This is a genomic window from Streptomyces sp. NPDC111656, from assembly GCF_055656965.1.
In genome coordinates, this window is record NZ_JBVKCA010000013.1 from 231,035 (window position 1) to 256,069 (window position 25,035).

25 protein-coding genes are annotated in these 25,035 nt (G+C 71.1%); 16 read left to right on the forward strand and 9 right to left on the reverse strand.

Annotation, left to right across the window (positions count from 1 at the left end; genetic code table 11):
- The first annotated feature begins 37 nt into the window (after positions 1–37).
- On the forward strand, positions 38–922 hold the full coding sequence (locus ACZ7M3_RS33230; protein WP_472068093.1) for a sulfotransferase family protein: 885 nt from the start codon (positions 38–40) through the stop codon (positions 920–922).
- A gap of 27 nt (positions 923–949) precedes the next feature.
- Here ACZ7M3_RS33230 and ACZ7M3_RS33235 read toward each other — a convergent pair whose 3' ends face one another.
- Both ACZ7M3_RS33235 and ACZ7M3_RS33240 read right to left on the reverse strand, forming a co-directional pair.
- Positions 950–2,647, reverse strand: coding sequence for a carbohydrate binding domain-containing protein (locus ACZ7M3_RS33235; RefSeq protein WP_472068095.1), 1,698 nt, complete (start codon positions 2,645–2,647; stop codon positions 950–952).
- A gap of 196 nt (positions 2,648–2,843) precedes the next feature.
- Positions 2,844–4,022, reverse strand: a complete 1,179-nt coding sequence (locus tag ACZ7M3_RS33240) for an ATP-grasp domain-containing protein (protein ID WP_472068097.1) — start codon at positions 4,020–4,022, stop codon at positions 2,844–2,846.
- 288 nt (positions 4,023–4,310) lie between these two features.
- On the opposite strand from ACZ7M3_RS33240, the gene ACZ7M3_RS33245 reads away from it, so the two are divergent.
- Positions 4,311–5,219, forward strand: coding sequence for a metallophosphoesterase family protein (locus tag ACZ7M3_RS33245; RefSeq protein ID WP_472068099.1), 909 nt, complete (start codon positions 4,311–4,313; stop codon positions 5,217–5,219).
- The gene (locus tag ACZ7M3_RS33250) at positions 5,167–5,862 is read left to right on the forward strand and encodes a 4'-phosphopantetheinyl transferase family protein (RefSeq protein ID WP_472068101.1); all 696 of its coding nucleotides are present in this window, start codon (positions 5,167–5,169) and stop codon (positions 5,860–5,862) included. The genes ACZ7M3_RS33245 and ACZ7M3_RS33250 overlap by 53 nt, the downstream gene beginning before the upstream one ends.
- On the opposite strand, the gene ACZ7M3_RS33255 is transcribed toward ACZ7M3_RS33250, so the two are convergent.
- Positions 5,859–6,101: a hypothetical protein gene (locus ACZ7M3_RS33255; protein ID WP_067361603.1), complete on the reverse strand. Its 243-nt coding sequence runs from the start codon at positions 6,099–6,101 to the stop codon at positions 5,859–5,861. The genes ACZ7M3_RS33250 and ACZ7M3_RS33255 overlap by 4 nt on opposite strands.
- Positions 6,102–6,340: 239 nt before the next feature.
- On the opposite strand from ACZ7M3_RS33255, the gene ACZ7M3_RS33260 reads away from it, so the two are divergent.
- Positions 6,341–7,384, forward strand: a complete 1,044-nt coding sequence (locus ACZ7M3_RS33260) for an alpha/beta fold hydrolase (RefSeq protein ID WP_351299130.1) — start codon at positions 6,341–6,343, stop codon at positions 7,382–7,384.
- 47 nt (positions 7,385–7,431) lie between these two features.
- Here the strand turns inward: ACZ7M3_RS33260 and ACZ7M3_RS33265 are convergent, their stop codons facing one another.
- Genes ACZ7M3_RS33265 through ACZ7M3_RS33280 form a run of 4 tightly spaced genes read right to left on the reverse strand, consistent with a single transcriptional unit; the run spans position 7,432 to position 11,307 of the window.
- Entirely contained in the window at positions 7,432–8,880 is a 1,449-nt protein-coding gene (locus ACZ7M3_RS33265; protein WP_472068103.1) for an NAD(P)/FAD-dependent oxidoreductase, read from the reverse strand.
- The gene (locus ACZ7M3_RS33270; RefSeq protein WP_472068105.1) at positions 8,864–10,072 is read right to left on the reverse strand and encodes an MAB_1171c family putative transporter; all 1,209 of its coding nucleotides are present in this window, start codon (positions 10,070–10,072) and stop codon (positions 8,864–8,866) included. The genes ACZ7M3_RS33265 and ACZ7M3_RS33270 overlap by 17 nt, the downstream gene beginning before the upstream one ends.
- A 15-nt stretch (positions 10,073–10,087) precedes the next feature.
- On the reverse strand, positions 10,088–10,618 hold the full coding sequence (locus tag ACZ7M3_RS33275) for a hypothetical protein (protein ID WP_054236102.1): 531 nt from the start codon (positions 10,616–10,618) through the stop codon (positions 10,088–10,090).
- Positions 10,619–10,650: 32 nt separating this feature from the next.
- Complete coding sequence (locus ACZ7M3_RS33280; RefSeq protein ID WP_472068107.1) at positions 10,651–11,307, reverse strand: helix-turn-helix domain-containing protein; 657 nt, start codon at positions 11,305–11,307, stop codon at positions 10,651–10,653.
- A 241-nt stretch (positions 11,308–11,548) separates the two neighbouring features.
- On the opposite strand from ACZ7M3_RS33280, the gene ACZ7M3_RS33285 reads away from it, so the two are divergent.
- Positions 11,549–12,196, forward strand: a complete 648-nt coding sequence (locus ACZ7M3_RS33285) for an MmyB family transcriptional regulator (RefSeq protein ID WP_355305734.1) — start codon at positions 11,549–11,551, stop codon at positions 12,194–12,196.
- Positions 12,197–12,227: 31 nt separating this feature from the next.
- Here the strand turns inward: ACZ7M3_RS33285 and ACZ7M3_RS33290 are convergent, their stop codons facing one another.
- Positions 12,228–12,386, reverse strand: coding sequence for a hypothetical protein (locus ACZ7M3_RS33290; protein ID WP_472068109.1), 159 nt, complete (start codon positions 12,384–12,386; stop codon positions 12,228–12,230).
- 134 nt (positions 12,387–12,520) lie between these two features.
- Here ACZ7M3_RS33290 and ACZ7M3_RS33295 point away from each other — a divergent pair, with 134 nt between their 5' ends.
- The 11 genes from ACZ7M3_RS33295 to ACZ7M3_RS33345 all read left to right on the forward strand — a co-directional run bounded on the left by ACZ7M3_RS33295 (position 12,521) and on the right by ACZ7M3_RS33345 (position 24,196).
- Positions 12,521–13,672 (forward strand): NAD(P)/FAD-dependent oxidoreductase, encoded by a 1,152-nt coding sequence (locus ACZ7M3_RS33295; protein WP_472068111.1) that lies wholly within the window; start codon positions 12,521–12,523, stop codon positions 13,670–13,672.
- Positions 13,669–13,968 (forward strand): (2Fe-2S)-binding protein, encoded by a 300-nt coding sequence (locus ACZ7M3_RS33300; protein ID WP_472068113.1) that lies wholly within the window; start codon positions 13,669–13,671, stop codon positions 13,966–13,968. The genes ACZ7M3_RS33295 and ACZ7M3_RS33300 overlap by 4 nt, the downstream gene beginning before the upstream one ends.
- Positions 13,958–15,370, forward strand: a complete 1,413-nt coding sequence (locus tag ACZ7M3_RS33305) for an FAD/NAD(P)-dependent oxidoreductase (RefSeq protein WP_472068115.1) — start codon at positions 13,958–13,960, stop codon at positions 15,368–15,370. Before ACZ7M3_RS33300 ends, ACZ7M3_RS33305 begins: the two co-directional genes overlap by 11 nt.
- A 69-nt stretch (positions 15,371–15,439) precedes the next feature.
- Positions 15,440–16,336, forward strand: coding sequence for a dihydrodipicolinate synthase family protein (locus tag ACZ7M3_RS33310; RefSeq protein WP_472068117.1), 897 nt, complete (start codon positions 15,440–15,442; stop codon positions 16,334–16,336).
- Between the two features lie 57 nt (positions 16,337–16,393).
- Positions 16,394–17,395 carry a proline racemase family protein gene (locus tag ACZ7M3_RS33315; RefSeq protein ID WP_097287219.1) on the forward strand — a complete coding sequence of 334 codons (1,002 nt, stop codon included), beginning with the start codon at positions 16,394–16,396 and terminating at the stop codon, positions 17,393–17,395.
- 57 nt (positions 17,396–17,452) lie between these two features.
- Positions 17,453–18,145, forward strand: coding sequence for a GntR family transcriptional regulator (locus ACZ7M3_RS33320; RefSeq protein ID WP_351299088.1), 693 nt, complete (start codon positions 17,453–17,455; stop codon positions 18,143–18,145).
- A 63-nt stretch (positions 18,146–18,208) separates the two neighbouring features.
- Entirely contained in the window at positions 18,209–19,207 is a 999-nt protein-coding gene (locus tag ACZ7M3_RS33325; RefSeq protein WP_472068119.1) for a LacI family DNA-binding transcriptional regulator, read from the forward strand.
- 158 nt (positions 19,208–19,365) lie between these two features.
- Positions 19,366–20,715 carry an ABC transporter substrate-binding protein gene (locus ACZ7M3_RS33330; protein ID WP_472068121.1) on the forward strand — a complete coding sequence of 450 codons (1,350 nt, stop codon included), beginning with the start codon at positions 19,366–19,368 and terminating at the stop codon, positions 20,713–20,715.
- An 8-nt stretch (positions 20,716–20,723) separates the two neighbouring features.
- Complete coding sequence (locus ACZ7M3_RS33335; protein ID WP_472068123.1) at positions 20,724–21,695, forward strand: carbohydrate ABC transporter permease; 972 nt, start codon at positions 20,724–20,726, stop codon at positions 21,693–21,695.
- Positions 21,692–22,573, forward strand: coding sequence for a carbohydrate ABC transporter permease (locus ACZ7M3_RS33340; protein WP_472068125.1), 882 nt, complete (start codon positions 21,692–21,694; stop codon positions 22,571–22,573). Before ACZ7M3_RS33335 ends, ACZ7M3_RS33340 begins: the two co-directional genes overlap by 4 nt.
- A gap of 30 nt (positions 22,574–22,603) precedes the next feature.
- Complete coding sequence (locus ACZ7M3_RS33345; RefSeq protein ID WP_472068127.1) at positions 22,604–24,196, forward strand: glycoside hydrolase family 13 protein; 1,593 nt, start codon at positions 22,604–22,606, stop codon at positions 24,194–24,196.
- A gap of 14 nt (positions 24,197–24,210) precedes the next feature.
- On the opposite strand, the gene ACZ7M3_RS33350 is transcribed toward ACZ7M3_RS33345, so the two are convergent.
- Complete coding sequence (locus ACZ7M3_RS33350) at positions 24,211–25,023, reverse strand: ABC transporter ATP-binding protein (protein WP_472068129.1); 813 nt, start codon at positions 25,021–25,023, stop codon at positions 24,211–24,213.
- Between the last annotated feature and the right edge of the window lie 12 nt (positions 25,024–25,035).

The following is a 25,035-nucleotide window of genomic DNA, read 5'->3' on the forward strand; positions in this document are numbered from 1 at the left end:
CTTGTGATGCGGGGACCAGCGAGAAAGAGGTGTCACGGTGCGGGACCCGCGTATGTCCGCGATCGGCAAGGGGCTGAAGCGCCGGGGGAGGCTGATGGCGGAGGCGGTGCGCCCGCCGCGGCGAACCCTCGACGGGGTGCCGTCGCCCCGTAGCCCCGAGGGCGCCGACGGCCTGCCGTACGTCGCCCCGCCCGCCCCGCGGCTGGTGGACTCGCCCGTCTTCGTGCTCTCGTCCGTGCGCTCCGGCTCGACCCTGCTGCGGGTCCTGCTCAACAGCCACAGCCAGATCCGCGCCCCGCACGAGATGCATCTGCGCACCGTCCACGTCCACTTGTCCCGGGACTTCACCGCGGAGGCCATGCGGGCCCTCGAACTCGACAAGGACGAGCTGGAGCACGCCCTGTGGGACCGGCTGCTGCACCTCGAACTCACCCGCAGCGGCAAGCGGATCATCGTCGACAAGACCCCGCCGAACACCCTCGTCTGGCCCCGGCTGCACCGATGTTGGCCCAGCGCCCGTTACATCGTGCTGTTGCGCCATCCCGGCGCGGTCATCACCTCGCTGACGAACCGCCGCTCGGACCCCGACCACGAGGCCATCCACGAGGAGGTGCTCGGCTACAGCGAGAAGCTGGAGGAGGCCCGGCAGAACCTCGACGCGCACGTGATCACGTACGAGGAACTCACCGCCGACCCCGAGCGGACCACCCGGGGCCTGTGCGACTACCTCGGTGTCCCCTGGGAGCGCGGCATGCTCGACTACGGCAGCCAGGACCACGGTGCCTTCCGCCCCCAGCTCGGCGACTGGAGCGACACCATCAGGTCGGGCCGTATCCAGCCCGCCAAGGCCGCCGAGACGACCGTCCAACTCCCGCCCAGGCTCGCCGAGTTGGCGCGGGCGTGGGGGTACCCGACCGCCTGACGGCCGGATACCCCCACGCCGGGAGCGTCAGCCGGTGAACCCGGCCGTGATGGAGGTGAACTGCCAGTTGTTCTGGCTGATGCCGGAGCAGTTGCTCACCACGCCGCCGCCGGGGCAGGGCCGGTCACGGTTGACCGCCCAGTAGGCGAGACGGGCGATGTGGTGGGAGTTCGCCCAGTCGCGGATCGAAGTCCAGATCGCCGGGGTGGTGTTCTCCTGCTGGTCGGACAGACCGTTCATGCCGGAGATGCCGATGTGGGAGTAGGCCGTGGCGTCGTCCCAGCCGAAGGTGGACTTCAGCTTGGCCTTCAGCCCCTCGGCGGCGTTGACGGTGTTGCCGTACATGTCGGAGCCGCCGCCGAAGTCGAACGGCATGATCGTGAAGACGTCGATACCCGCGTTCAGCGACTGCGCCTGCTCGATGAGCCGGTTGCCGTAGTAGGTCGGTCCGGTCGTCGAGGTGCCGAAGGTGACGATCGTCCTCAGGCCCGGGTTGTTGGCCTTGACGGTCTTCAGCGCGGTCAGGATCTTGGCCTGGACGGCCTCGTTCTCGAACTCGTCCGTGTTCTCGATGTCCATGTCGATCGCCTTGAGCCCGTAGGCGTCGATGACCTTCTGGAGCGCACCGGCGAGCGCGCTCGCCGAGGAGCAGTTGGCCCCGAGCTTGCTGCCCTGCCAGCCGCCGAACGACGGGACGATGTCACCACCGGCGGAGCGGATCTGGTTGATGACGGTCTGGTCGTTGCCACCGGTGAGCGCCCTGCTGCCGTCCCAGGCGGGGTTGCAGCCGCCCGAGTCCAGCATGAACGCCATCGTGAACCACTTGACGCCGGTCGAGCTCATCACCGAGGTCGCGCTCGGCGGGTCGCCCCAGCCGAGGTAGAGGTACGGTGCCGCCTGCTTGAAGCCGGTGCCGCCGCCACCGCCCGCATCCGTGGTCACGGACACGGAGTTGGAGGCCCCGGAGGTGTTCCCGGCCGCGTCCCGCGCCTTCACCGTGAACGTGTAGGCGGTGCTCGACGAAAGACCGCTGACCGTCGCGCTCGTCCCCGAGACGCTCAGCACCTGGTTCGAGCCGCTGTAGACGTCGTACGCGGTGACGCCCACGTTGTCGCTCGACGCGCCCCACGACAGGGACACGCTGGAGGAGGTCTTGCCGGTGGAGGTCAGGTTCGTCGGCGCGGTCGGCGCCTGGGTGTCGGAGCCGCCTCCGCCGCCCGGACCGTCCAGGCTGATGTCGTCGGCGTAGTAGGTGCCCTGCGCGTACCAGCCGTGGACGTAGATCTTGGCGCTGGTCTGCGAGGCGCCGGTCGTGAAGGAGACGCTGAGCCGGCTGTACGCCGACGGGGACGTCGTCCACGTCGAGGCGCCGCCGTCCACGCCCAGGTACACGTAACTGCCGCGCACCCAGCCCGAGAGGCTGTACGTGGTGTTCGGCTGGACCGAGACGGTCTGGCTGCACTGGGCGTTGTCACTCGAACTCACCGCCCCGGCCAGGGCCTTGGAGCCGCCGTGCACGGGGCTGGAGACGACCGAGCCGAGGTTCCCGGTGCACGACCAGGGGGAGAGGCCGCCCGACTCGAAGCCGGGGTTGGACAGGATGTTGGCCGCCTGGGCCGTGGTGGGCAGCGCGACCGCCCCGGCCAGCGCCAGGGCGGCGGTGCCGAGCAGTGCGAGGACGCGATGTCTGGAACGCCTGAGGTCTGTTCTGAGGTTGATGCGCACGCGATCTCCCTTGAGGCATGGGGGTGTTCGGGAGTGCTTCGGGAGTGCTGAGAGGTGCGCAACCAAGTTGGTATGGACCAATCCCGCTGTCAAGGCGTTGCGCGGAATTGGTCCAGACCGGTGAGCGGGTGGTGAGGGTGAGACGCGAGGGGGTTGAGGGAGAGGGGCGAGGAGTCCCCAGCAGGCGGCGTAAGGCTCAGGCGGGGGCGATGGCGGCCGTGGTCGCGCTGGAAGCCTTGGACGCATGGGCGGGTGCGGGCTCCGACGCCGGAGCGGCCTCCGTGGCGGGGGCCGGGGCGGGCACGGCGGGCAGGGTGGACGCGGGCGCGTCGGTGCGCTGTTGCGGCAGCGAGACCGGACGCACCGGACGGGGACCCGCGAGCACGGTGTAGTCCTGCCCGAGCAGCGGCGGCACCATCTCGCCCGGCTCCTCGCCGAGCGCCAACCGCACCGCCGCCCAAGGGGCGTTGATGCCGCACTGCGAGAGCTGGTGCAGACCGCCCGCCGGGCGGGTGTTGACGTCCATGAGAACCGGGTCGTCACCGAGCATCCGGAACTGAATGTTCGTCAGATAGTGAAGTCCGAACGCCTCCGCGAGCAGCCGCGCGGGCTCGATGAACGAAGGGTGCAGCGTGAAACCGCGACGCCGTCCGTTCTTCGTGCGGCCCACCGCCATACGGACCCGGCCGTCCGGCGCCGTGAGGCAGTCGACGGACACCTCCGGCTGCCCCAGGAGCGGCATGACCAGCCAGTCGACGGGCTCGTCCGCCGACCGCACCGCCTCCACGACCAGGTCGAGCGGCACGTACGGGCTCGGAAATCCATTGAGGTGCGCGAGCGAGAAGGGGGCGCGCGTGATGACGCGGAAGCCCACTCCGCCCGCTCCCGCCGCCGGCTTGAAGCAGGCCTTGTGACCCGCGGCCTCCAGGGTCTCGACCGCGGCGACGAGCTCCTCCTCGGTGCGCACCCGCCACCACGGCGGCACCGGCACGCCCACCGCCTGCACCGCCTGATACGCGGTGGCCTTGTCCAGGAAGACGGCCACGGCCTCGGAAGGCGGCGCCAGCAGGGCCGTACCGAGCGCCGCGAACTCGGCGCGGTGCGCCACGATCGCCGCCTGGTGCAGCACCGGCACGAACACGTCGATGGAGTGGCGCGCGCACTGGTCGAGGGCGTACTCGACGTAGGCGGCGGGGGAGAGACCCTCCGGCTCCATGGCGGCGGTGTCGGCGGCGGCAAGCACGGGGGAGTCGGGATCACCGTGGGTGGCATGGATCTCGACCGGGCGGAGCTGCGGATTACTTCGCAGCTGGTCCATGAAGAACACGTTCTCCGCGTACGTGCGGTTGAGCCAGACGCGTACGCGAGAACCCATGCAGGCCGCCTTTCAGGGTTCCGGGCACGGCGGAGCAGGCCGTGCCCGGCCAAGGGAGAGGGAGGAACAGCAAACCGTCATACGCCGAGAAGGGTTCGTGGCGGTTGTGTTGGGGCGATCATAAGGGGCGCGAGCCCGGTGTGACGCTACGGGCGTGTTACGGATTGACCGAGACCCCGGAATCAGGCTCGACGCGCCGGGGCGCGAGGCCCGGCGCGCGGGCCGTCCTTGTCCCGCGGGGACGAATGTGTTCTTGTGTTTCCAGTCCTTTTCTCGGAGGTGGCAAGGGTGCGGTCGACGGCCGGCGGACACGGAAACCTGCTGGCCATCAGCGACCTGCACATCGGGTACGCGGAGAACCGCGCCCTGGTCGAGAAGATGCGCCCGCACACCGACGACGACTGGCTCCTCGTGGCCGGTGACGTCTCGGAGACCGTGGCCGACATCCACTGGGCCCTCGAAACCCTCAGCGGACGGTTCCGCAAGGTCGTCTGGGCGCCCGGCAACCACGAGCTGTGGACCCACCCCAAGGACGCCGTGCAGCTGCGCGGCGTCGCCCGCTACGAGCATCTCGTCGCCATGTGCCGGGAGTTGGGTGTCACGACCCCCGAAGACCCCTACCCCGTCTGGGACGGGCCGGGCGGCCCCGCGGTCGTCGCACCGCTCTTCCTGCTCTACGACTACTCGTTCCTGCCGCCGGGCTGCGCGACCAAGGACGAGGGCATGGCGTACGCCGAGGGGACCGGGGTGATCTGCACCGACGAGCACGTCCTGCACCCCGACCCCTACCCGAGCCGCGAGGCCTGGTGCCGGGCCCGGGTCGCCGAGACCGAGCGCAGGCTCGCCGAGCTGCCCGAGGACCTGCCCACCGTCCTGGTCAACCACTACCCGCTGGACCGTCACCCGACCGACGTCCTGCGCTACCCCGAGTTCGCCATGTGGTGCGGCACCCGGCTGACCGCCGACTGGCACCGCCGCTTCCGCGCCCAGGTCATGGTCTACGGTCATCTGCACATCCCGCGGACCACCCACCACGAGGGCGTCCGCTTCGAAGAGGTCTCGGTGGGATACCCCCGGGAGTGGCGGCCCCGCCCCGGCCCGCCGGACACCCTGCGCCACGTACTGCCGATGGAGGTCGGAACCGGTGATCGAGGAGCTGCTCCCGGAGTCGGTCGTGACCGTGGAGACACGCGGTGACGACCAGGACTGGGGCGCGCCGCTGTACCCCGGGGAGCAGGAGCTCGTGGCGCGGTCCGTGGAGAAGCGGCGCCGTGAGTTCGCCGCCGTGCGTTCCTGTGCCCGCCGGGCCATGGAGAAGCTCGGTGTGCCCGCGCAGGCCGTCCTGCGCGGCGAGCACGGGGCGCCCGTCTGGCCCGCCGGGCTGATCGGCAGCATGACGCACTGCGAGGGATACTGTGCCGCCTCCCTCGTCCGCGCCACCGACCTGGCCTCGCTGGGCATCGACGCCGAGCCCCACGAGGAACTCCCCGACGACGTCATCGTCTCCGTGGCCCTGCCCACGGAGAACGACCGGCTGCGCGAACTGGCGCGGCAGGACGCCTCCGTGCACTGGGACCGGCTGCTGTTCAGCGCCAAGGAGTCCGTCTACAAGGCGTGGTACCCCCTCACCGGAAAGTGGCTGGACTTCTTCGAGGCGGACATCGAACTCTTCGCGGACGAGGGCCCCGCACGCTCCGGCGGCCTGCGCGCCGAACTCCTCGTGCCCGGACCGCTGGTGAACGGGCGACACATACAGTCCTTCGAAGGACGCTGGACCGTGCGCCGGGGCCTGCTGGCCACGGCCGTCACCGTTCCGCGCACCGGGGCCGACGCGGCCTAGGCAAGGCGGCCTCCGGGCTCCGGACACCAGCTGTGCAGCAGCCGGAAGAACTCCTCCTCGTTGCCCGCGAGCCCGGCCGCCGCCAGCGCCTGCTCCGCCTCGGCGAGCGCGGCGGGCGGCACCACGGGTGGTCGACGCCCGTCCGGCGGACCGTCGAACGCCGCTCGTACGGTCTGGAGGAGACGCAGATAGGCCTGCACGGCGGCGCGTTCGTGGTCGGTCAGTACGGCGGTCGGCATCGGACGGCTCTCCCCGGGTCGGCTGGTCGAAGCGGTACATGGCGGTACGTGCCTCCAGCTTGCCAACCGCCACTGACAACGCGGTTTCGATGCGTGCGGGTTCGCCCGCTTAGCGGAGGTGAAACATCACGGAAATCCCTTGTGGGACAGGGGCCCTAGGGTGGTGAGAAGAGCCGGGAAACGCCTTCTCGGCGGCAGGGAAGCCGCCTTCACGGCGGCCTGGAACAGGAGGTGAGCCCGTGGTCGACGTACCGCCTCGGCGTCCGCGGCGCAACCCGCGGCTGCGCTCCGTGGGCGGCGCGGAGCTGCGTCTGCAGCACCGCGTCGTGCACGGCTACCGTCGTGCCTACCGCGTGGCCGGTGAGGGCCCCGCGCTCGTCCTGATTCACGGCATCGGCGACTCCTCGGCGACCTGGGCGGACCTGATCCCCGACCTCGCACGCTCCCACACGGTGATCGCGCCCGACCTGCTCGGCCACGGCTCCTCCGACAAGCCGCGCGCCGACTACTCGGTGGCCGCGTACGCCAACGGGGTCCGCGATCTGCTCACCACGCTCGACGTCGAGTCCGCCACCCTGGTCGGGCACTCGCTCGGCGGCGGTGTCGCCATGCAGTTCGCCTACCAGTTCCCGGAGCGCACCGAACGGCTGATCCTGGTCAGCGCGGGCGGCGTCGGCGGCGAGGTCAACCCCGTACTGCGGGCCGTCTCGCTGCCGGGCGCCCACCTCATGCTCTCCGCGCTGCGGCTGCCCGGCATGCGGCTCCAAGTCGGCCTGTTCCTTCGGCTGATGAGGCTCCTGGACACAGATCTGGGCCAGGACGCGCCGGAGTTGCTCAACCTCGTCGACGCGCTGCCCGACGCGACCTCCCGCAGCGCGTTCATCCGGACTCTGCGGGCGGTCGTCGACTGGCGCGGGCAGGCGGTGACCATGCTCGACCGCTGCTATCTGACCGAGGGCATGCCCACGATGCTGCTCTGGGGCGACCGGGACAGCGTGGTGCCGGTGCGACACGCGTACGGCGCGCACCAGGCCATGCCGGGCAGCCGGCTGGAGATCTTCGAGGGCGCGGGCCACTTCCCCTTCCACAGCGACCCGGCCCGTTTCCTCGACCTTGTCGAGGAGTTCACCAGCACCACCAGCCCGGCCGACTGGAGCCGCGAGCACTGGCGCGAACTGCTGCGCGCGGGCCGCCCCGGCACCACGGCCGGCCGGCCCGACACCGCCCACAACCGGGCGGTGGAGCGCGACCTGCGCGAGGCGAGCGAACGCAGCGCGACCTGACACCCACCGCCGACGGTGCCCGGCGCGGCGGGACGTCCGCCCGCCGCTCAGCGCACTGCCGGCGTTCCCGACGGCTCCGGGACGCTCAGCACCGCTTCCCGCTCCTCGGCAGTGAAGGGCGGGGCGGTCAGGGGAGCGCGCCGCGGGCCGCGCAGTACGGCGACGGCGACCTTCGGCGCGACCAGCGTGGACAGGGGAGCGGAGAGGGTGATCGCGGCCAGGAACGCCCGGGCCGCCAGGGGGCGTCCCGCCGCCGTGCGCAGGAGCCGGTCGACGTAGCGCCCCAGCAACTTCCGCGCGAGCCCGGGCTGCTCGCCGATCGCGCCCGGGTAGCGGATGTCCGTGCCCGTGGCCAGCTCCCAGGCGATCGTCACCGGAAGGGCCACCGCCCGCTGCACCCGCCGCGCGAGCCCCGGCGCCGCGATCCCGTGCTCGGCGAGCTGGCCGCGCAGCGCCAGCGCGCCCTGCGCGGCCACCGTCATGCCGTGCCCGTAGACCGGGTTGTACGTGGCGACGGCGTCGCCGAGCGCGACGAACCCCTCCGGCCAGCCCTTGACCTTCTCGAAGAAGCGCCGCCGGTTGATCGTGCTGCGGCTGACGGCGACATCCGTCAGCGGCTGCGCGTGCGCGATCAGCTCGCCCACCACGGGATGGCGCAGGCCGCGCGCGAACGGCTCGAACTCCTCGACGGAATCCGTCGGCTGTCCCTCGCGGGTGCCCGACAGCGTCACCAGCCAGCGCCCGCCCTCGACGGGCACGATCGTCGCGGAGCGGCCCGGCACGGGCTGCGCCGGGTCGGGCTGTACACCGACCACGGGGTAGTCCTCGGTGCCGGCCGGTGCCCGGAAGATCCGGCTGGCATAGGTGAGTCCGGAGTCGACCTCGTCCAGCGGCGCCGGTGCGACACCCAGCGCGTCGAGCCAGAGGGTGGAGCGCGAGCCGCGCCCCGAGGCGTCCACCACCAGGTCGGCCGGTAGCACCCGTTGCCCGCCGTCGCGCATCTGTACGCGCACGCCCGTCACCCGGGAGGCGTCGCCCTCCAGACCGAGCAGCTCCGTGCCGTCCACGACGGTCACCCGGTCCTTCGTGGCGACCTGGTCGCGCAGTACCGAGTCGAGCAGATCACGGCTGCACGAGATCATGAACTCCATCTCGGGCCAGCGCCGCAGCCAGCCCTGCGCCGTCAGCGAGACGAATCCGGTGGGCATCGGGATCCGGCGGGCGCCCGCGGCGAGCCAGGCGGCGGTCACCCCCGGCAGCAGCTCCTCCATCGCGCGGGCGCCGCCGGACAACAGCAGATGGGCGTGTCGGGCCTGCGGGAGGCCCTTGCGCGGCGCGGGCCCGTCCGGCAGGACGTCGCGCTCGACGACGGTGACCTCGGCGTACGGGGCCAGGGCGGCGGCGGCCAGCAGACCGGCCGTCCCCGCGCCGATGACGACGGCCCGACGGGGGACCGTACCTCTGTCGCCTGCTGCCGCGTTAGCGGGATTGCTCATGGAAGTCGCTCTCTGACCTGGTCGCGGCCCGTCCTCGGACGGCCGCGACGACGGGTGACTGACGCAGGGCCATCGACATCCGTACGAGGTCGCGTGGACCCTCGGCGGAAGCGGCGGGGGTGGTGGCGGCCTCCGCCGCGTTGATGACCCTGCCCTCCGGGTCGGTCGCCCTGGCCCGCACCGCCGCCGTCACCATCGCCGCGTCGGCCTCGGCCTGAGCCTGGGCGGGCTCGGAGCCCGCCGTCACGGCCGCGTCGTAGGCGAGGGAGCGTACCGCGGAGTCGAAGTAGGGGTACAGGCTGAGCATGCCGTCGTGGATGTCGGACTCCCGCTGGGTGACCTGGAGTTCGGCGGAGGACCACCAGGAGATCCGCACCGCGTGGTCCGCGTGCGCCGAGACCGTCCTCAGCTCGCGCCACAGCGGCCCGAGCCGGCGGTACGTCGACCAGGTGGTCCAGCTGTCCCCGATGCGCTGACAGGCCAGCGGGAGCAGGAAGCCGACCGCGCTGACCTGGGCTCCGACGGAGGCCAGCACAGGGGCCACGTCCGTGCTCAGACCGTCCAGGTTCGCGCCGTTCCAGCGGGCCACGACGGCGATGAACTTGGTCGCCGAGTAGGGGACGTTGAAGAGGAAGCCGACCGCGATCGTCAGCAGCCCGGCCCGCAGCCAGCCGTCCACCTGAAGGGCCCAGCGCCAGCACATGACGTTCATCGCGACGCCCGCGACGGTCAGTGCCACGAGGTAGAGGACGATCATCTCGCGGATGAACGGGGTGTTGGCGTAGTAGGTGTCGAGGTCCCGCAGGCGCTCCTCGGGGCAGTCCCCGAGCAGGTAGAGCACGACCAGCGCCACACTGACGACGCCGTACCCGGTGATCCAGCGGCGGGAGAGCCGGCGGGTGACCTCGGGCGGGCCGCCGCGCCAGTGGATGATCAGCACCAGACAGGACGCGCTGAAGACGCTCAGCAGGCAGTAGACCAGGGGCGCCGAGACGTTGGGGATGCCTGTGAGGTCGTTGACCTCGGCGATGGTCGGCGGGGCCGCGAAGAGGAACACCAGACAGGCCAGCGCCAGCAGGACGCCCACCGACCGCAGCAGCGGGTCGCGCCAGCCGCGGATCAGGGTGGGCGCCTTGACGGCGAGGGCGGCGCCCATGGCGACGGCCGGCACGTAGTAGCTGGATCCGTCCATGTCCGGGAAGGCGCCTCAGCCCTGCGGTCCGCGGTATCCCAGGGACGCCTCGATGCGACCGGCCAGACCGTCCCGGCTCACCGGCCCGCGCAGCGGCGAACCAGCCAGCCAGGTACGGCACTTGCTGGCGAGCAGCAGACCGAAGCTCTCGGCCTCCTTCTCGTCCGCGAGGTCGAAGCGGGTGCGCGCGGCGACCCTCAGGACGGTCGCCTGCAGATCGGCGGTGTCGCTGAGTAAGCGGGCCGCGACGGCGGCGCCCTCGACGTGATGACTGCAGTGCCCGGCCTTCATGTGCCACAGTTCGTGGCCGAGGATCACCAACTGGTGGTCGGGGGCGGTGCGTTCCTCGATGACGACGAGGTCCTGGTCGGCCATGTCGAGCCACAGCCCGCTGGCGGTGCCGGGCGGGAACGCGGCCGTACGGAACTGGACGGGACGGCCGCGGCGTCTGCTCATGGCGTCGCACAGGGCGGCGTACAGGTCGCCGGGTTCCGCCGGTGCCGGGAGCGAGAGCTCCGCGACCAACTCGCCGCACAGGCGGCGCATGTCCCTTCCGATGCCCACAGTTCTCCCCCGGATCACGACTCGGGCCGCTTGACGCTCTCCAAGAGCATGTCCAGCCATTCGGCGACCTTGTCGCGGTGCTGGTCGGTGGGCAACTGCGCGGCCCGCCAGGCGATTCCGCGGACGCCGTGGTCCTGGAGCAGCCGCTCCAGCGGGTCGTCGGCGGCCGCGGCCGCCTCGCGCTCGCGGTCGGCGAGCTGTTGCAGCAGCTCCTGCTCCGAGCGCTGCAGGGCGCCCACGAGCGCCTCGGAGTCCTCGGCCGTCAGGAACCCCGCGTGCACCCGGAAGAAGCGCTGGATGGCGTCGCAGTGCTCCATGGTGGGGCGCCGGTCGCCGTTGATGAGGGCGCCCGCCTGTTGACGCGACATTCCGGCGCCGTCGGCGATCTCCTGTTGGGTGTACTTGCGCCCGTTGGGCTTGAGCCGGGTGCGGCGCAACAGGTCCAGGCGCTGGAGGAAGCGGGCCTGGAGATCGGGTTCCCCGGTGGGGCGACCGCCCAGCAGGGCCCGCACCACGGGTTGGGGCACGCCGGACTCGGCCGACAGGCGCTGCACGTCGAAAACCTCGGAGTGCTGCACATCGAGCCGGTCGGCGAGTGCGGTGACCCGGGCCACGACGGCCGGCAGCAGAACCGTCGCCATGGCGCCCGGAACTTCGAAGCCATCCGTCACCGACTGATCTCCTACGTCTCTCTCAGTCTCGCTGCAGTTCTCTCAGGTCTCTCTCACATGGGTCAGGGACCAACGGGAGACTAGCCGTTCGCTCGAACTCACATCCAGCTGTCGCCACAACTGTGGCGTGAATCAGCCGTCAACAAGCGCCAAATGCCACGATAGTTGACATGGCTGAGCTCCGGGCAGCAGGATCGGGGCGCCGCGTGAAGGCCGCAGAGGCAAGAGGGGTGACCTCCCGATGGCGTACCAGGCAGGATGGCAGCGGTCCCAGCCGCGACCTGTTCCCGAGAGTCTCGAGGCTCAGGCGTATCTCCAGGACTACGCCGCTCTTCTGGAGGCCGTCGCGTTCCCGTCCGTCGTCTTCGACCACCGCTGGGACGTCGTGTTGTCCAACGCCGCGTTCGAGACACTTTTCGGCGGCGTGGGCCCCCATCCGACCGCCATGCCGGGTGACAACTTCCTCCGGTTCGTCCTGTTTCACCCGGACGCGGCCACGGTCCTCGGCGAGCACGAGTCGAGCTGGTGCCTGCCGATGCTGGCCCACTTCGCCGCGGCGGTGGAGCGCCACGGTCAGGACCGCGGACTCCAGTCGATCCGCCGGGACATCGCCCAGGACCCGATCATGGAGGCCGCCTACCGGCAGGGCCTGCCGCACTGGATCCGCGCCGTCGGCCCGGACGCCGTCGAGCACGACGGCGCCGTACGGCCGCTGGTGCACCCCGATCCCCGCTGGGGCCGCACGGACTGCCGGATCGTCGGCGAGACCCCCAAGACCCTGCAGGACATGGGATATACGCGGATGACCCTGATCCTGCGCGAGGCGCGGCCCATGACGGCCGGACCGCGCAGGACACGCAACGGCGCGGCGGAGCTGCGCGTGGTGTGAGCGCGCCCGGCGGTCCAGGGCACGGGCCCGCTCAGGGGTCCAGCACCACGAGCACGAGGGGTACTCCGTCGCACGGGATCAGCCGCATCCCGTCGTGGCGCGCGGTCCTCGCCCCTGCCGGTACGGCCCCGAAGTCCGGGCCCTTGGTGAGCGATCCGGCCAGATGCGCGGGATTGGCGGCCGCGGCCACCCGCGGAGCGGGGCAGGAGAAGCCGGATCGTCGCCAGGCGGTCACCCGTTCGTGTAGGTCTTCCGGGAGCCGGAGTGAGAAACGACCGTGCGGCGCCTGTTATCGACGAGAGAGACATGTGACATAGTACTGGCGTGAGCGAGCGGCTGACCTGTGATCTCGTGGTCGTCGGAGCCGGAATGGTCGGCGCGGCCTGCGCGCTGTACGCGGCCCGGGCGGGCCTCGACGTCGCTCTGGTGGACCGCGGCCCGGTGGCCGGCGGGACCACCGGCGCGGGTGAGGGCAATCTGCTCGTCTCCGACAAGGAACCCGGGCCCGAACTCGACCTCGCCCTGCTGTCGGGGCGTCTGTGGGCCGACCTGGCGGAGGAGTTGGGCGAGGCCTTCGAGTACGAGGCCAAAGGGGGCGTCGTCGTGGCCGCCACGCCCGAGGGGCTCACCGCGCTGGAGACCTTCGCGGCGGGACAACGAGCCGCCGGGGTCGAGGCGGTACCGGTCGCCGCCGACCAACTCCACACACTGGAACCCCACTTGGCACCCGGCCTGCCGGGCGCCGTGCACTACCCCCAGGACACCCAGGTGATGCCGGCGCTCGCCGCGGCGCACCTGGTACGCGCCTCGGGGGCACGGCTGCTGACGGGGCGGACCGTGACCGAGGTGCTGCGCACGGCGGACGGGGCGGTACGCGGCGTGCGGACCGACCGTGGTGACCTGCACGCCCCGGTGGTCGTCAACGCGGCCGGCACCTGGGGCGCCGAAGTGGCCGCCCTCGCGGGCGTCTTCCTGCCCGTTCTGCCCCGACGCGGCTTCGTGCTGGTGACCGAGCCACTGCCGCGCCGGGTGCGGCACAAGGTGTACGCCGCGGACTACGTCGCCGACGTGGCCAGCGACTCGGCCGCGCTGGGGACCTCACCCGTCGTGGAGGGCACCGCGGCGGGGCCGATCCTGATCGGCGCGAGTCGTGAACGGGTCGGCTTCGACCGGTCGTTCTCGCTGCCGGCCGTACGGGCGCTGGCGGCCGGGGCGACCCGCCTGTTCCCGTTCCTCGCCGACGTACGGGCCCTGCGGACGTACCTGGGTTTCCGGCCGTACATGCCCGACCACCTGCCCGCGATCGGCCCCGATCCACGGGTGCCGGGGCTCTTCCACGCCTGCGGGCACGAGGGCGCGGGCATCGGCCTCGCCACCGGCACCGGACGGCTGATCGCGCAGGTCGTCGCGGGCGGGACGCCCGACCTGGACCTCACGCCGTTCCGGCCCGACCGCTTCCCGAAGGAGGCCGGGTGAATCCCCTGGAGCTGGTCGGGGCCGAGCCGGGCCCCGCGTTCACCATCACCCTGGACGGCCGCGAGATCACGGCCCTGCCCGGGCAGACCGTCGCCGCCGCACTGTGGGCCGCGGGCGTCACCTCCTGGCGCGCCACCCGCGGCACGGGCCGCCCGCGCGGCGTCTTCTGCGGCATCGGCGTCTGCTTCGACTGCCTGGTGACCGTCAACGACCGCCCCAACCAGCGGGCCTGCCTGGTGCCGGTCCGAGCGGGCGACACGATCCGTACGCAGGAGGGGACGGGCCATGGCGACTGAGCGACCGCACCTCGCGGTGATCGGCGCGGGACCGGCCGGGCTGGCCGCGTCCCTGGCCGCCGCGGCCCACGGTGTCCGGGTCACGCTGATCGACTCGGCGGCCGGAGCGGGCGGCCAGTTCTACCGCAGGCCCCCGGCGGGACTCGGGGCCCGGCACCCGGAGGCGCTGCACCACCGGTGGCGGACCTGGCGGCGTCTCGGGGACGCACTGGCCGCGCGGGTCGAGGCGGGCACGATCAGGCATCTGGCGGACCACCACGTGTGGTGCGTCGAACCCGTGGAACGTGCGGAATCCGTGGGACTTGTCGTGCACGCGCTGCTCGGCCCCCTCCAGGAGGAGCCCGTCACCGTCCGCGCCGACGCCGTGCTCCTCGCCACCGGTGGGTACGAGAAGGTGCTGCCGTTCCCGGGCTGGACCCTCCCCGGGGTCGTCACCGCCGGTGGCGCGCAGGCCATGCTGAAGGGCGGGCTCGTCGTCCCCGGGCAGCGGGCGGTCGTGGCGGGGACCGGGCCCCTGCTGCTGCCCGTGGCGACCGGGCTCGCCGCGGCGGGGGTCGAGGTCGCCGCCCTCGTCGAGTCCGCCGACCCGAAGGCGTTCCTGCGGCGGCCCCTGGCACTGGCCGCACAGCCCGGGAAGGTCGCCGAGGGAATACGCTACGGCGCCCAACTCCTGCGACACCACGTCAAGTTGCTCGCACGGCACACCGTCGTCGCGGCACACGGCGAGCAGCGGCTCGACGCCGTGACCGTCGCCGCGCTCGACACCCACGGACGGGTCGGGCCCGGCACCGAACGGCGCATCGCGTGCGACACGCTCGCCGTCGGTCACGGCATGCTGGCGCACATCGACCTCGCCGAGTCGCTCGGCTGCCGTATCGACGGCCTGAACGTCGCCGTGGACGAGGAACAGCGCACCGACGTGCCCGGCGTATGGGCCGCGGGCGAGACCACCGGCATCGGTGGCGCGGCACTGTCGCTCGCCGAGGGGCACATCGCGGGACGCTCGGCCGCGGCCCGGCTGACGGGGACGCGGCCCGACCCGCACACCTGGGCGCGCGCCGCCAGGTCCCGCAGGAGAGCACGGGAGTTCTTCGCCGCGCTCGACACCGTCTACGCGCCGCCCGCGCACTGGACGGATCAGGTCACCGACGACACCGTCGTGTGCCGCTGCGAGGAGGTCACCGCCGGTGCGGTCAGGAACGCCGTCGACGAGCTCGGCGCGGGCGACGTCAGGACCGTGAAGCTGCTCACCCGCGCGGGGATGGGCTGGTGCCAGGGCCGGATGTGCGAGCCCGCCGTCGCCGGACTCGCCGGATGCGAACAGACGCCCGTGCGACGGTTGTTGGCCCGCCCGGTACCGCTCGGGGTGCTGGCGCGGGCCGGGGATCCCGAGAACGACTGACCACCTTCGTACCGCCCCACCGTCACCGACCTCAGTAAAATGTCACACACCACGGAGAGGGAACCGCTCATGACCTCAACCGATAACCGTCCCTGGCGCGGCGTCCTCGTCGCCACCGCGCTCCCGCTGAACGAGGACCTCTCCGTCGACTACGACCGCTACGCGCAGCACTGCGCCTGGCTCGTCGAGAACGGCTGCGACGGGGTCGTACCGAACGGCTCGCTCGGCGAGTACCAGGTGCTCACGCCCGAGGAGCGCGCGAAGGTCGTGGAGACGGCGGTGTCGGCGATCGGCGGCTCCCGCGTGATGCCCGGCGTCGCCGCCTACGGCTCCGCCGAGGCCCGCCGCTGGGCCGAGCAGGCCCGCGACGCCGGCTGCCGGTCCGTGATGTTGCTGCCGCCGAACGCCTACCGCGCCGACGAGCGTTCCGTCCTCGCCCACTACGAGGCGGTCGCCGAGGTGGGCGTCCCGGTCGTCGCGTACAACAACCCCATCGACACCAAGGTCGACCTGGTGCCCGAACTGCTCGCGAAGCTGCACGCGGAGGGGTACATCCACGGCGTCAAGGAGTTCTCCGGTGATGTCCGCCGCGCCTACCGGATCGCCGAACTCGCCCCCGAACTCGACCTGTTGATCGGCGCCGACGACGTTCTGCTGGAGCTCGCCGTCGCGGGCGCCAAGGGCTGGGTGGCCGGCTACCCGAACGCGCTGCCCGCCGCGAGCGTCGAGCTGTACCACGCGGCCGTCGGGGGCGACCTCGACACGGCACGGCTGCTCTACCGTCGGCTGCACCCGCTGCTGCGCTGGGACTCCCAGGTCGAGTTCGTCCAGGCCATCAAGCTGTCCATGGACATCGTGGGCCGGCACGGCGGGCGGGTGCGTCCACCGCGCGTCCCGCTGCTGCCCGAGCAGGAGGCCACGGTCCGCGCCGCCACCGAGAAGGCCCTCGCCGCCGGTCTCGTCTGAGCGCCGCTCCTTGATCGGGCCAAGTTCCCCGCGAACAGCGGGAGTTACGGAGATCCCATGCGCAGCAAACTCGTCCTGCACGCCGTCGACTCGCACACCGAGGGCATGCCCACCCGGGTGATCACCGGCGGCATCGGGACCATCCCCGGCGCGACCATGAACGAGCGGCGGCTGTACTTCCGCGAGCACCGCGACGACATCAAGCAGCTTCTGATGAACGAGCCGCGCGGCCACTCCGCGATGAGCGGCGCCATCCTCCAGCCGCCCACCCGCCCGGACTGTGACTACGGCGTCCTCTACATCGAGGTGTCGGGCTACCTCCCGATGTGCGGGCACGGCACCATCGGCGTGGCGACCGTCCTGGTGGAGACGGGCATGGTCGAGGTCGTCGAGCCGGTCACCACGATCCGGCTCGACACCCCGGCGGGCCTCGTCGTCGCCGAGGTCGCGGTCGAGGACGGCGCCGCCCGCGCGGTCACGCTCAAGAACGTGCCGTCCTTCTCGGCGGGCCTCGACCGCAAGGCCACCCTGCCCGACGGCCGGACGGTGACGTACGACCTCGCGTACGGCGGCAACTTCTACGCCATTCTGCCGCTGGAGCGGTTCGGCCTGCCCTTCGACCGGTCGCGAAAGGAGGAGATCCTCGCCGCCGGACTGTCGCTGATGGCGGCCGTCAACGCCGAGGACGAGCCGGTCCACCCCGAGGACCCGTCCATCCGCGGCTGCCACCACGTCCACCTGTACGCGCCCGGCGCCACCGCCCGTCACTCGCGCCACGCCATGGCGATCCACCCCGGCTGGTTCGACCGCTCGCCCTGCGGTACGGGCACCAGCGCGCGCATGGCGCAACTGCACGCCCGCGGTGAACTCCCCCTGCACACGGAGTTCGTGAACGAGTCCTTCATCGGGACGCAGTTCACGGGACGACTGCTCGGCACGACCGAGGTCGCCGGAATCCCGGCGGTGCTGCCCAGCTTCACCGGCCGCGCCTGGATCACCGGCACCGCCCAGTACCTGCTGGACCCGACCGACCCCTTCCCGGCGGGTTTCGTGCTTTAGCGATACTGGTACCGCATGACATTGCACCGGTGCCCCTGCCGTACGAGGAGTCGACCCATGCCCGCCACGCGCAGCAGCGCACCCTCCGCCGCTCCCACCGCCCTGCCCGTCCTCGGCGGAAAGAAGAGCAGCTACCGCGAGCGCGTCGCCGACGCCCTGCGGGCCGCGCTGATCGCGGGCGAACTGCGGGCCGGCGAGGTGTACTCCGCGCCCACGCTCGCCGCCCGCTTCGGCGTCTCGGCGACACCGGTGCGCGAGGCCATGCTCGACCTCGCCAAGGAGGGCCTCGTCGACACGGTGCCCAACAAGGGCTTCCGGGTCACCGCGGTCTCCGAGAAGCAGCTCGACGAGTACACCCACATCCGCTCGCTGATCGAGATCCCCACCACCGTGCAGCTGGCCACCACCGCGGACCGGGTCTCCCTGGAGGCGCTTCGCCCGGCCGCCCGGGAGATCGTGACCGCGGCGGCGGCCGGTGACCTCATCGCCTACGTCGAGGCGGACATCCGCTTCCACCTCGGTCTGCTCGCCCTCGCGGGCAACGCCCACCTGGTCGAGGTCGTCGGCGACCTCCGCAAGCGCTCGCGCCTGTACGGCCTCAACGCCCTGGTCGAGGCGGGCCGCCTCCAGGACTCCGCCGAGGAGCACCTCGAACTCCTCGACGCCCTCGTGGACCGCGACCCCGAGGCCGTACGGAGGGTCATGACCCGGCACCTGGGCCACGTCCGTGGCCTGTGGGCGGCCCACTAGGTCCCACCGGGCCAAGTGGGTATTACGCAAGCAGCTTGCATTTCTTGCGCTATTCTTGCGTGCATGACGCGACGACTTGCTCAGGTGGCGAAGAAGGTCGGGGTCAGCGAGGCCACGGTCAGCCGGGTGCTCAACGGGAAGCCCGGCGTCTCCGACTCCACCCGGCAGGCGGTGCTCTCGGCGCTGGACGTGCTCGGCTACGAGCGGCCCACCCAGCTGCGCGGTGAACGCGCGCGGCTCGTGGGGCTCGTCCTGCCCGAGCTGCAGAACCCGATCTTCCCGGCGTTCGCCGAAGTGATCGGCGGGGCGCTCGCGCAGCTCGGGCTGACGCCGGTGCTCTGCACCCAGACCAAGGGCGGCGTCTCCGAGGCGGACTATGTGGAGCTGCTGCTCCAACAGCAGGTCTCCGGCGTGGTGTTCGCGGGCGGACTGTACGCGCAGGCCGACGCCCCGCACGAGCACTACCGGCAGCTCGCGGACCGCAACATCCCGGTGGTGCTGGTCAACGCGGCCATCGAGCACCTCGGCTTCCCGTGCGTCTCCTGCGACGACGCCGTGGCGGTCGAGCAGGCCTGGCGCCACCTCGTCTCGCTCGGTCACGAGCGCATCGGTCTGGTGCTCGGGCCCGCCGACCACATGCCCTCGGCGCGGAAGCTGGCGGCGGCCCGTGCGCTCGCCCCCGAGCTGCCCGACGCGCACATCGCGCGGGCCATGTTCTCGATCGAGGGCGGCCACGCGGCGGCCGCCCGGCTCATCGACCGCGGGGTCACCGGTTTCATCTGCGCCAGCGACCCGCTCGCCCTCGGTGTCGTACGCGCCGCCCGTCGCAAGGGACTCGGCGTGCCCTCACAGGTGTCCGTCGTCGGCTACGACGACTCCGCGCTGATGAACTGCACCGAGCCGCCCCTGACCACCGTCCGCCAGCCCATCGAGTCGATGGGCCGGGCGGCCGTCGAGCTGCTCAACGCCCAGATCGGCGGGAGCAGCGTCACCGCCGAAGAGCTCTTGTTCGAACCGGAGTTGGTGGTCCGGGGGTCCACCGCGCAAGCGCCACGCGCCTGAGATCCATTCTGCTGTCAAATAATTCCAGCTTCTGCGCGACATCTTGCGGACCCTTGTCGGCGGTGCTTGAGTGTGCGGCGCCAGCACACGGCGGTGCGCCAGATCAAGGTGGCGCGCCCCCGTGGGCCTTCCTCGCTCCTGCCCAAAGGGGTCCACCGATGAGAAGTACCGGGTTCCGCCGTACCTTCGTCGTACTCACGGCGTCCGCCCTCGCGCTCACCGCCACCGCCTGCGGCGGCAGCGACGACGGCTCCGCGGGTGGCAAGACCCGCATCACGGTCAACTGCATGCCTCCGAAGAGCGCCAAGGTCGACCGCTCGTTCTTCGAGGCCGACATCAAGGCGTTCGAGAAGCAGAACCCGGACATCGACGTCGTCGCGCACGACGCGTTCCCCTGCCAGGACCCCAAGACGTTCGACGCCAAGCTCGCCGGCGGCCAGATGGAGGACGTCTTCTACACGTACTTCACCGACTCCAAGCACGTCGTCGACATCAACCAGGCCGCCGACATCACGTCGTACGTCAAGGACCTGAAGAGCTACGGCACCATCCAGCAGCAACTGCGCGACATCTACACCGTCGACGGCAAGATCTACGGAGTGCCGCGCACCGGCTACTCGATGGGACTCATCTACAACCGCAAACTCTTCCAGAAGGCCGGTCTCGACCCCGACAAGCCCCCGGCGACCTGGGAAGAAGTGCGCGCGGACGCCAAGAAGATAGCCGCGCTCGGCGGCGGCACCGTCGGCTACGCCGACTACAGCGCCCAGAACCAGGGCGGCTGGCACTTCACCGCCGAGATGTACTCGCAGGGCGGAGACGTCGTCACGCCGGACGGCAAGAAGGCCAGCGTCGACACCCCGGAGGGCAAGGCCGTCCTGCAGAACCTGCACGACATGCGCTGGACCGACAACTCCATGGGCAGCAAGCAGCTCCTCGTCATCAACGACGTCCAGCAGCTGATGGGCTCCGGCAAGCTCGGCATGTACCTCTCCGCGCCCGACAACATCCCGATCCTGGTCAAGGAGAAGGGCGGCAACTACGACGACCTCGCCCTCGCGCCCATGCCCGGTGGCAAGGGCACGCTCATCGGCGGCGACGGCTACATGTTCAACAAGAAGGACAGTCCCGAGCAGATCAAGGCCGGCCTGAAGTGGCTCGACCACATGTTCCTCACCCCCGGAGCGGGCTTCCTCGGCGACTACTCCCGCGCCAAGCAGAACAACGCCCCCGTCGGCCTCCCCGAGCCCCGGCTCTTCACCGGCGCCGCCGACGCGAAGGACCAGCAGGTCAAGAAGGCCAACGCCAATGTGCCGGTGGAGAACTACCAGGCCTTCCTGGACGGCAACCAGAGCTTGCAGATGAAGATCGAGCCGCCCCAGGCCCAGCAGATCTACTCGGTCCTCGACGGAGCCGTCTCCGCGGTCCTCACCAAGAAGGACGCGAACATCGACCAGCTCCTGAAGGACGCCTCCGGGAAGATCGACTCCATCCTGGCCCGGGGCTGACCAGGCGTATGAAGACCGCATCGAAGCCCGTGGTGCTTCCTCCGGCCGCCGTCGACGCGCCGGAGGTACCGCGGTCGGCCGGGCGCCGGGCGAGGGGCCCGTGGCGCCGGCGCCTGGCCGACCAGTCCCGCGCGTACGCCTTCCTCGTCGGCGGCCTGCTCTGCTTCGCGCTGTTCTCCTGGTACCCCGCGATCCGCGCGGTCGTGATCGCCTTCCAGAAGTACACGCCGGGCTCATCGCCCGAGTGGGTCGGCACCGCCAACTTCACCCGTGTCTTCCACGACCCGGAGTTCACCGCGGCCTGGCGCAACACGTTCACCTTCACGCTCCTCGCCCTGCTCATCGGCTTCGCCGTCCCGTTCGTGATGGCCCTGGTCCTCAACGAACTCCGGCACGCGAAGGCCTTCTTCAGGGTCGTGGTGTACCTGCCGGTGATGATCCCGCCGGTGGTCAGCGCCCTGCTGTGGAAGTGGTTCTACGATCCCGGAGCGGGCCTCGCCAACGAGGCGCTGCGCTTTCTGCACCTGCCCACCTCGAACTGGTCCAACGGCGCCGACACCGCGCTCATCTCCCTGGTCATCGTGGCGACCTGGGCCAACATGGGCGGCACGGTCCTGATCTACCTGGCCGCGCTCCAGGGCATCCCGGGGGAGCTGTACGAGGCGGCGGAACTGGACGGCGCGAACATCCTCCAGCGCATCCGGCACGTGACGATCCCGCAGACCCGGTTCATCGTCCTCATGCTGATGCTGCTTCAGATCATCGCCACGATGCAGGTCTTCACCGAGCCGTTCGTCATCACCGGCGGCGGCCCCGAGAACGCCACGGTCACCGTCCTCTACCTCATCTACAAGTACGCGTTCCTCTACAACGACTTCGGCGGCGCGTGTGCGCTGAGCGTCATGCTCCTCGTGCTGCTCGGTCTCTTCTCCGCGGTCTACCTGCGGCTGACCCGCTCGTCGGGGGAGGAGTACGCATGAGCAGCGGCACCCGCACCCTGGTCTCCCCGCTCACTCTCGCCCGCCCCCGCGGCAAGGCCCTCTACTGGACCGTCTTCACGGCCGTCGTCCTGCTCTTCGCGCTCGCCTTCCTCTGCCCGGTCTACTGGATGGTCACCGGCGCGATGAAGTCCCCGGACGAGGTGACGCGGACCCCGCCGACCCTCGTGCCCAAGGCATGGCATCTCAGCGGCTACACCGACGCCTGGGACCTGATGGACCTGCCCACCCACCTGTGGAACACGGTGGTACAGGCCGCCGGCGCCTGGCTGCTCCAGCTCGTGTTCTGCACGGCCGCCGCGTACGCCCTCTCCAAGCTGAAGCCGGCGTTCGGCAAGGTGATCCTCGGCGGCATCCTCGCCACCCTGATGGTCCCGGCGCAGGCGCTGGTCGTACCGAAGTACCTGACCGTCGCCGACCTCCCGCTGATCCACACCAGCCTGCTCAACGACCCGCTCGGCATCTGGCTGCCCGCCGTGGCCAACGCCTTCAACCTCTATCTCCTCAAGCGCTTCTTCGACCAGATCCCGCGCGATGTCCTGGAGGCCGCCGAGATCGACGGCGCCGGACGGCTGCGCACCCTCTGGTCCATCGTGCTGCCCATGTCCCGCCCCGTCCTGGGCGTCGTGTCGATCTTCGCCCTGGTCGCCGTCTGGCAGGACTTCCTCTGGCCGTTGATGGTCTTCTCCGACACCGACAAGCAGCCGATCAGCGTGGCCCTCGTCCAGCTGTCGCAGAACATCCAGCTGACCGTGCTCATCGCCGCGATGGTGATCGCCAGCATCCCCATGGTCCTGATGTTCCTGGTGTTCCAGCGGCACATCATCGCCGGGATCAGCGCGGGCAGCACGAAGGGCTGACACCGACCCCGCAACCGAAAGGCAGGCACCGTGGGACAGCCCACCCATGCCCAGAACTGGTGGCGCTCCGCCGTCATCTACCAGGTGTACGTCCGCAGCTTCGCCGACGGCGACGGCGACGGCACCGGCGACCTCGCGGGCGTCCGCGCCAGACTCCCGTATCTCGCCGAACTCGGCGTGGACGCCCTGTGGTTCAACCCCTGGTACCTGTCCCCGATGAAGGACGGCGGCTACGACGTCGCCGACTACCGTGTCATCGACCCGGCCTTCGGGACGCTCGCCGAGGCGGAGAAACTCATCGCCGAGGCGAAGGAACTGGGCATCCGCACGCTCGTCGACATCGTGCCCAACCACGTCTCCGACCAACACCCCTGGTTCCGGGCCGCCTTGGCCGCAGGACCCGAACGCGAGCTCTTCCACTTCCGTCCCGGACGCGGCGAACACGGCGAACTCCCGCCCAACGACTGGCCGTCCCAGTTCGCAGGCTCCGCCGAGCCCGTCTGGACCCGGCTGCCCGACGGCACCTGGTACCTCCACCTGTTCACCCCCGAGCAGCCCGACCTCAACTGGGCACACCCCGCCGTCCGCCAGGAACACGAGGAGATCCTGCGGTTCTGGTTCGAGCGCGGCGTGGCGGGCGTCCGCATCGACTCGGCCGCCCTGCTCGCCAAGGACCCGGACCTCCCCGACTTCGTCGAGGGCCGCGACCCGCATCCGTACGTCGACCGCGACGAGCTCCATGACATCTACCGCTCCTGGCGCACGGTCGCCGACGCCTACGACGGCATCTTCGTCGGCGAGGTCTGGCTCCCCGACACCGAGCGCTTCGCCCGCTATCTGCGCCCCGACGAGCTGCACACCGCCTTCAACTTCTCCTTCCTGTCCTGCCCCTGGGACGCGGGACGCCTGCGGACGTCCATCGACGAGACCCTCGCCGAACACGCCCCCATCGGCGCGCCCGCCACCTGGGTGCTGTGCAACCACGACGTGACCCGCACGGTCACCCGCTACGGCCGCGCCGACACCGGCTTCGACTTCGCCACCAAGGCCTTCGGCACCCCGACCGACCTCGCCCTCGGCACCCGCCGCGCCCGCGCCGCCGCCCTGCTCTCGCTCGCGCTGCCCGGCGCCGTCTACCTCTACCAGGGCGAGGAACTCGGCCTGCCCGAAGCCGAGATACCCCGCGACCGCATCCAGGACCCGATGCACTTCCGCTCCGGCGGCACCGACCCGGGCCGGGACGGCTGCCGGGTCCCGCTCCCATGGACGGCCGACGTGCCGTACGCGGGCTTCGGCGGCGAGCCCTGGCTGCCGCAGCCGAGCGGCTGGTCCGCGTACGCCGCCGACCTCCAGGCCGCCGACCCCGGCTCGATGCTCTCCCTCTACCGCGCGGCCCTGACGATCAGGCCGGAGTTCGGCGACGGCTCGCTCACCTGGCTGCCCGCGCCCGAGGGAGTACTCGCCTTCGCCCGGCCCGGGCAGGAGGGGCGGCTGCTGTGCGTCGTGAACCTCGCCGACGCCCCCGCCGACCTCCCCGCCCACTCCCGACTCCTCCTCGGCAGCGGCCCACTGGACCCACAGGGGCGACTGCCGAAGGACACGGCGGTCTGGCTGCGCGGCTGAGCTGGAGGCGTAACTCAGGTGAGCTTCTTTTCGGGGGGACCGGTACCGGTCCCCCCGCGCTTCGCCGCTTGGATCTGCTCGTACACATGGGTCCGCAGCTCGGCGAAGCGCGGGGTGACGCGGGTGTGCAACTGGTCCCGCTCGTCCGGGAGATCGACCTTCAGCTGCTCCTGTACGACGGTGGGTGAGGCGGACAGGATCAGGACCCGTTCGCCGAGGTACACGGCCTCGTCGATGTCGTGGGTGACGAACAGGATCGTGATGCCGCGTTCCCGCCACAGGCCCCGCACCAGGTCCTCCAGATCGGCCCGGGTCTGCGCGTCGACCGCCGCGAACGGCTCATCCATCAGCAGGACGTCGGGCTCGTACGCGAGCGCGCGGGCGATCGCGACGCGCTGCTGCATCCCGCCGGACAGCTGCCACGGGTAGGCCCCGGCGGCATCCGTGAGCCCGACCGACTCCAACGCGTCCGTGACCAGCTCCAGACGCCGGGCCTTACTCAACGGCTTCTGCTTCAGGGGCAGTTCGACGTTCTCCCACACCCGCATCCAGGGGAACAGACTGCGTCCGTACTCCTGGAACACGAACGCCATCCCCGGCGGCGGCCCGCTCACCGGGCGGTCGTTCAGCCGTACCTCGCCCGCCGTCGGCGTCAACAGCCCGCCCATGCACTTCAGGAGCGTGGTCTTGCCGCATCCCGACGGGCCGACCAGACAGACGAGTTCGCCCGCCTCGACGGTGAAGGTGAGGTCCCGTACCGCCTCCACCCGGCGGCCGGAACCCTCGTAGACCTTGTTCAGGCCGGATACGACAAGAGACGCGTGCATGGACCGCCCTTT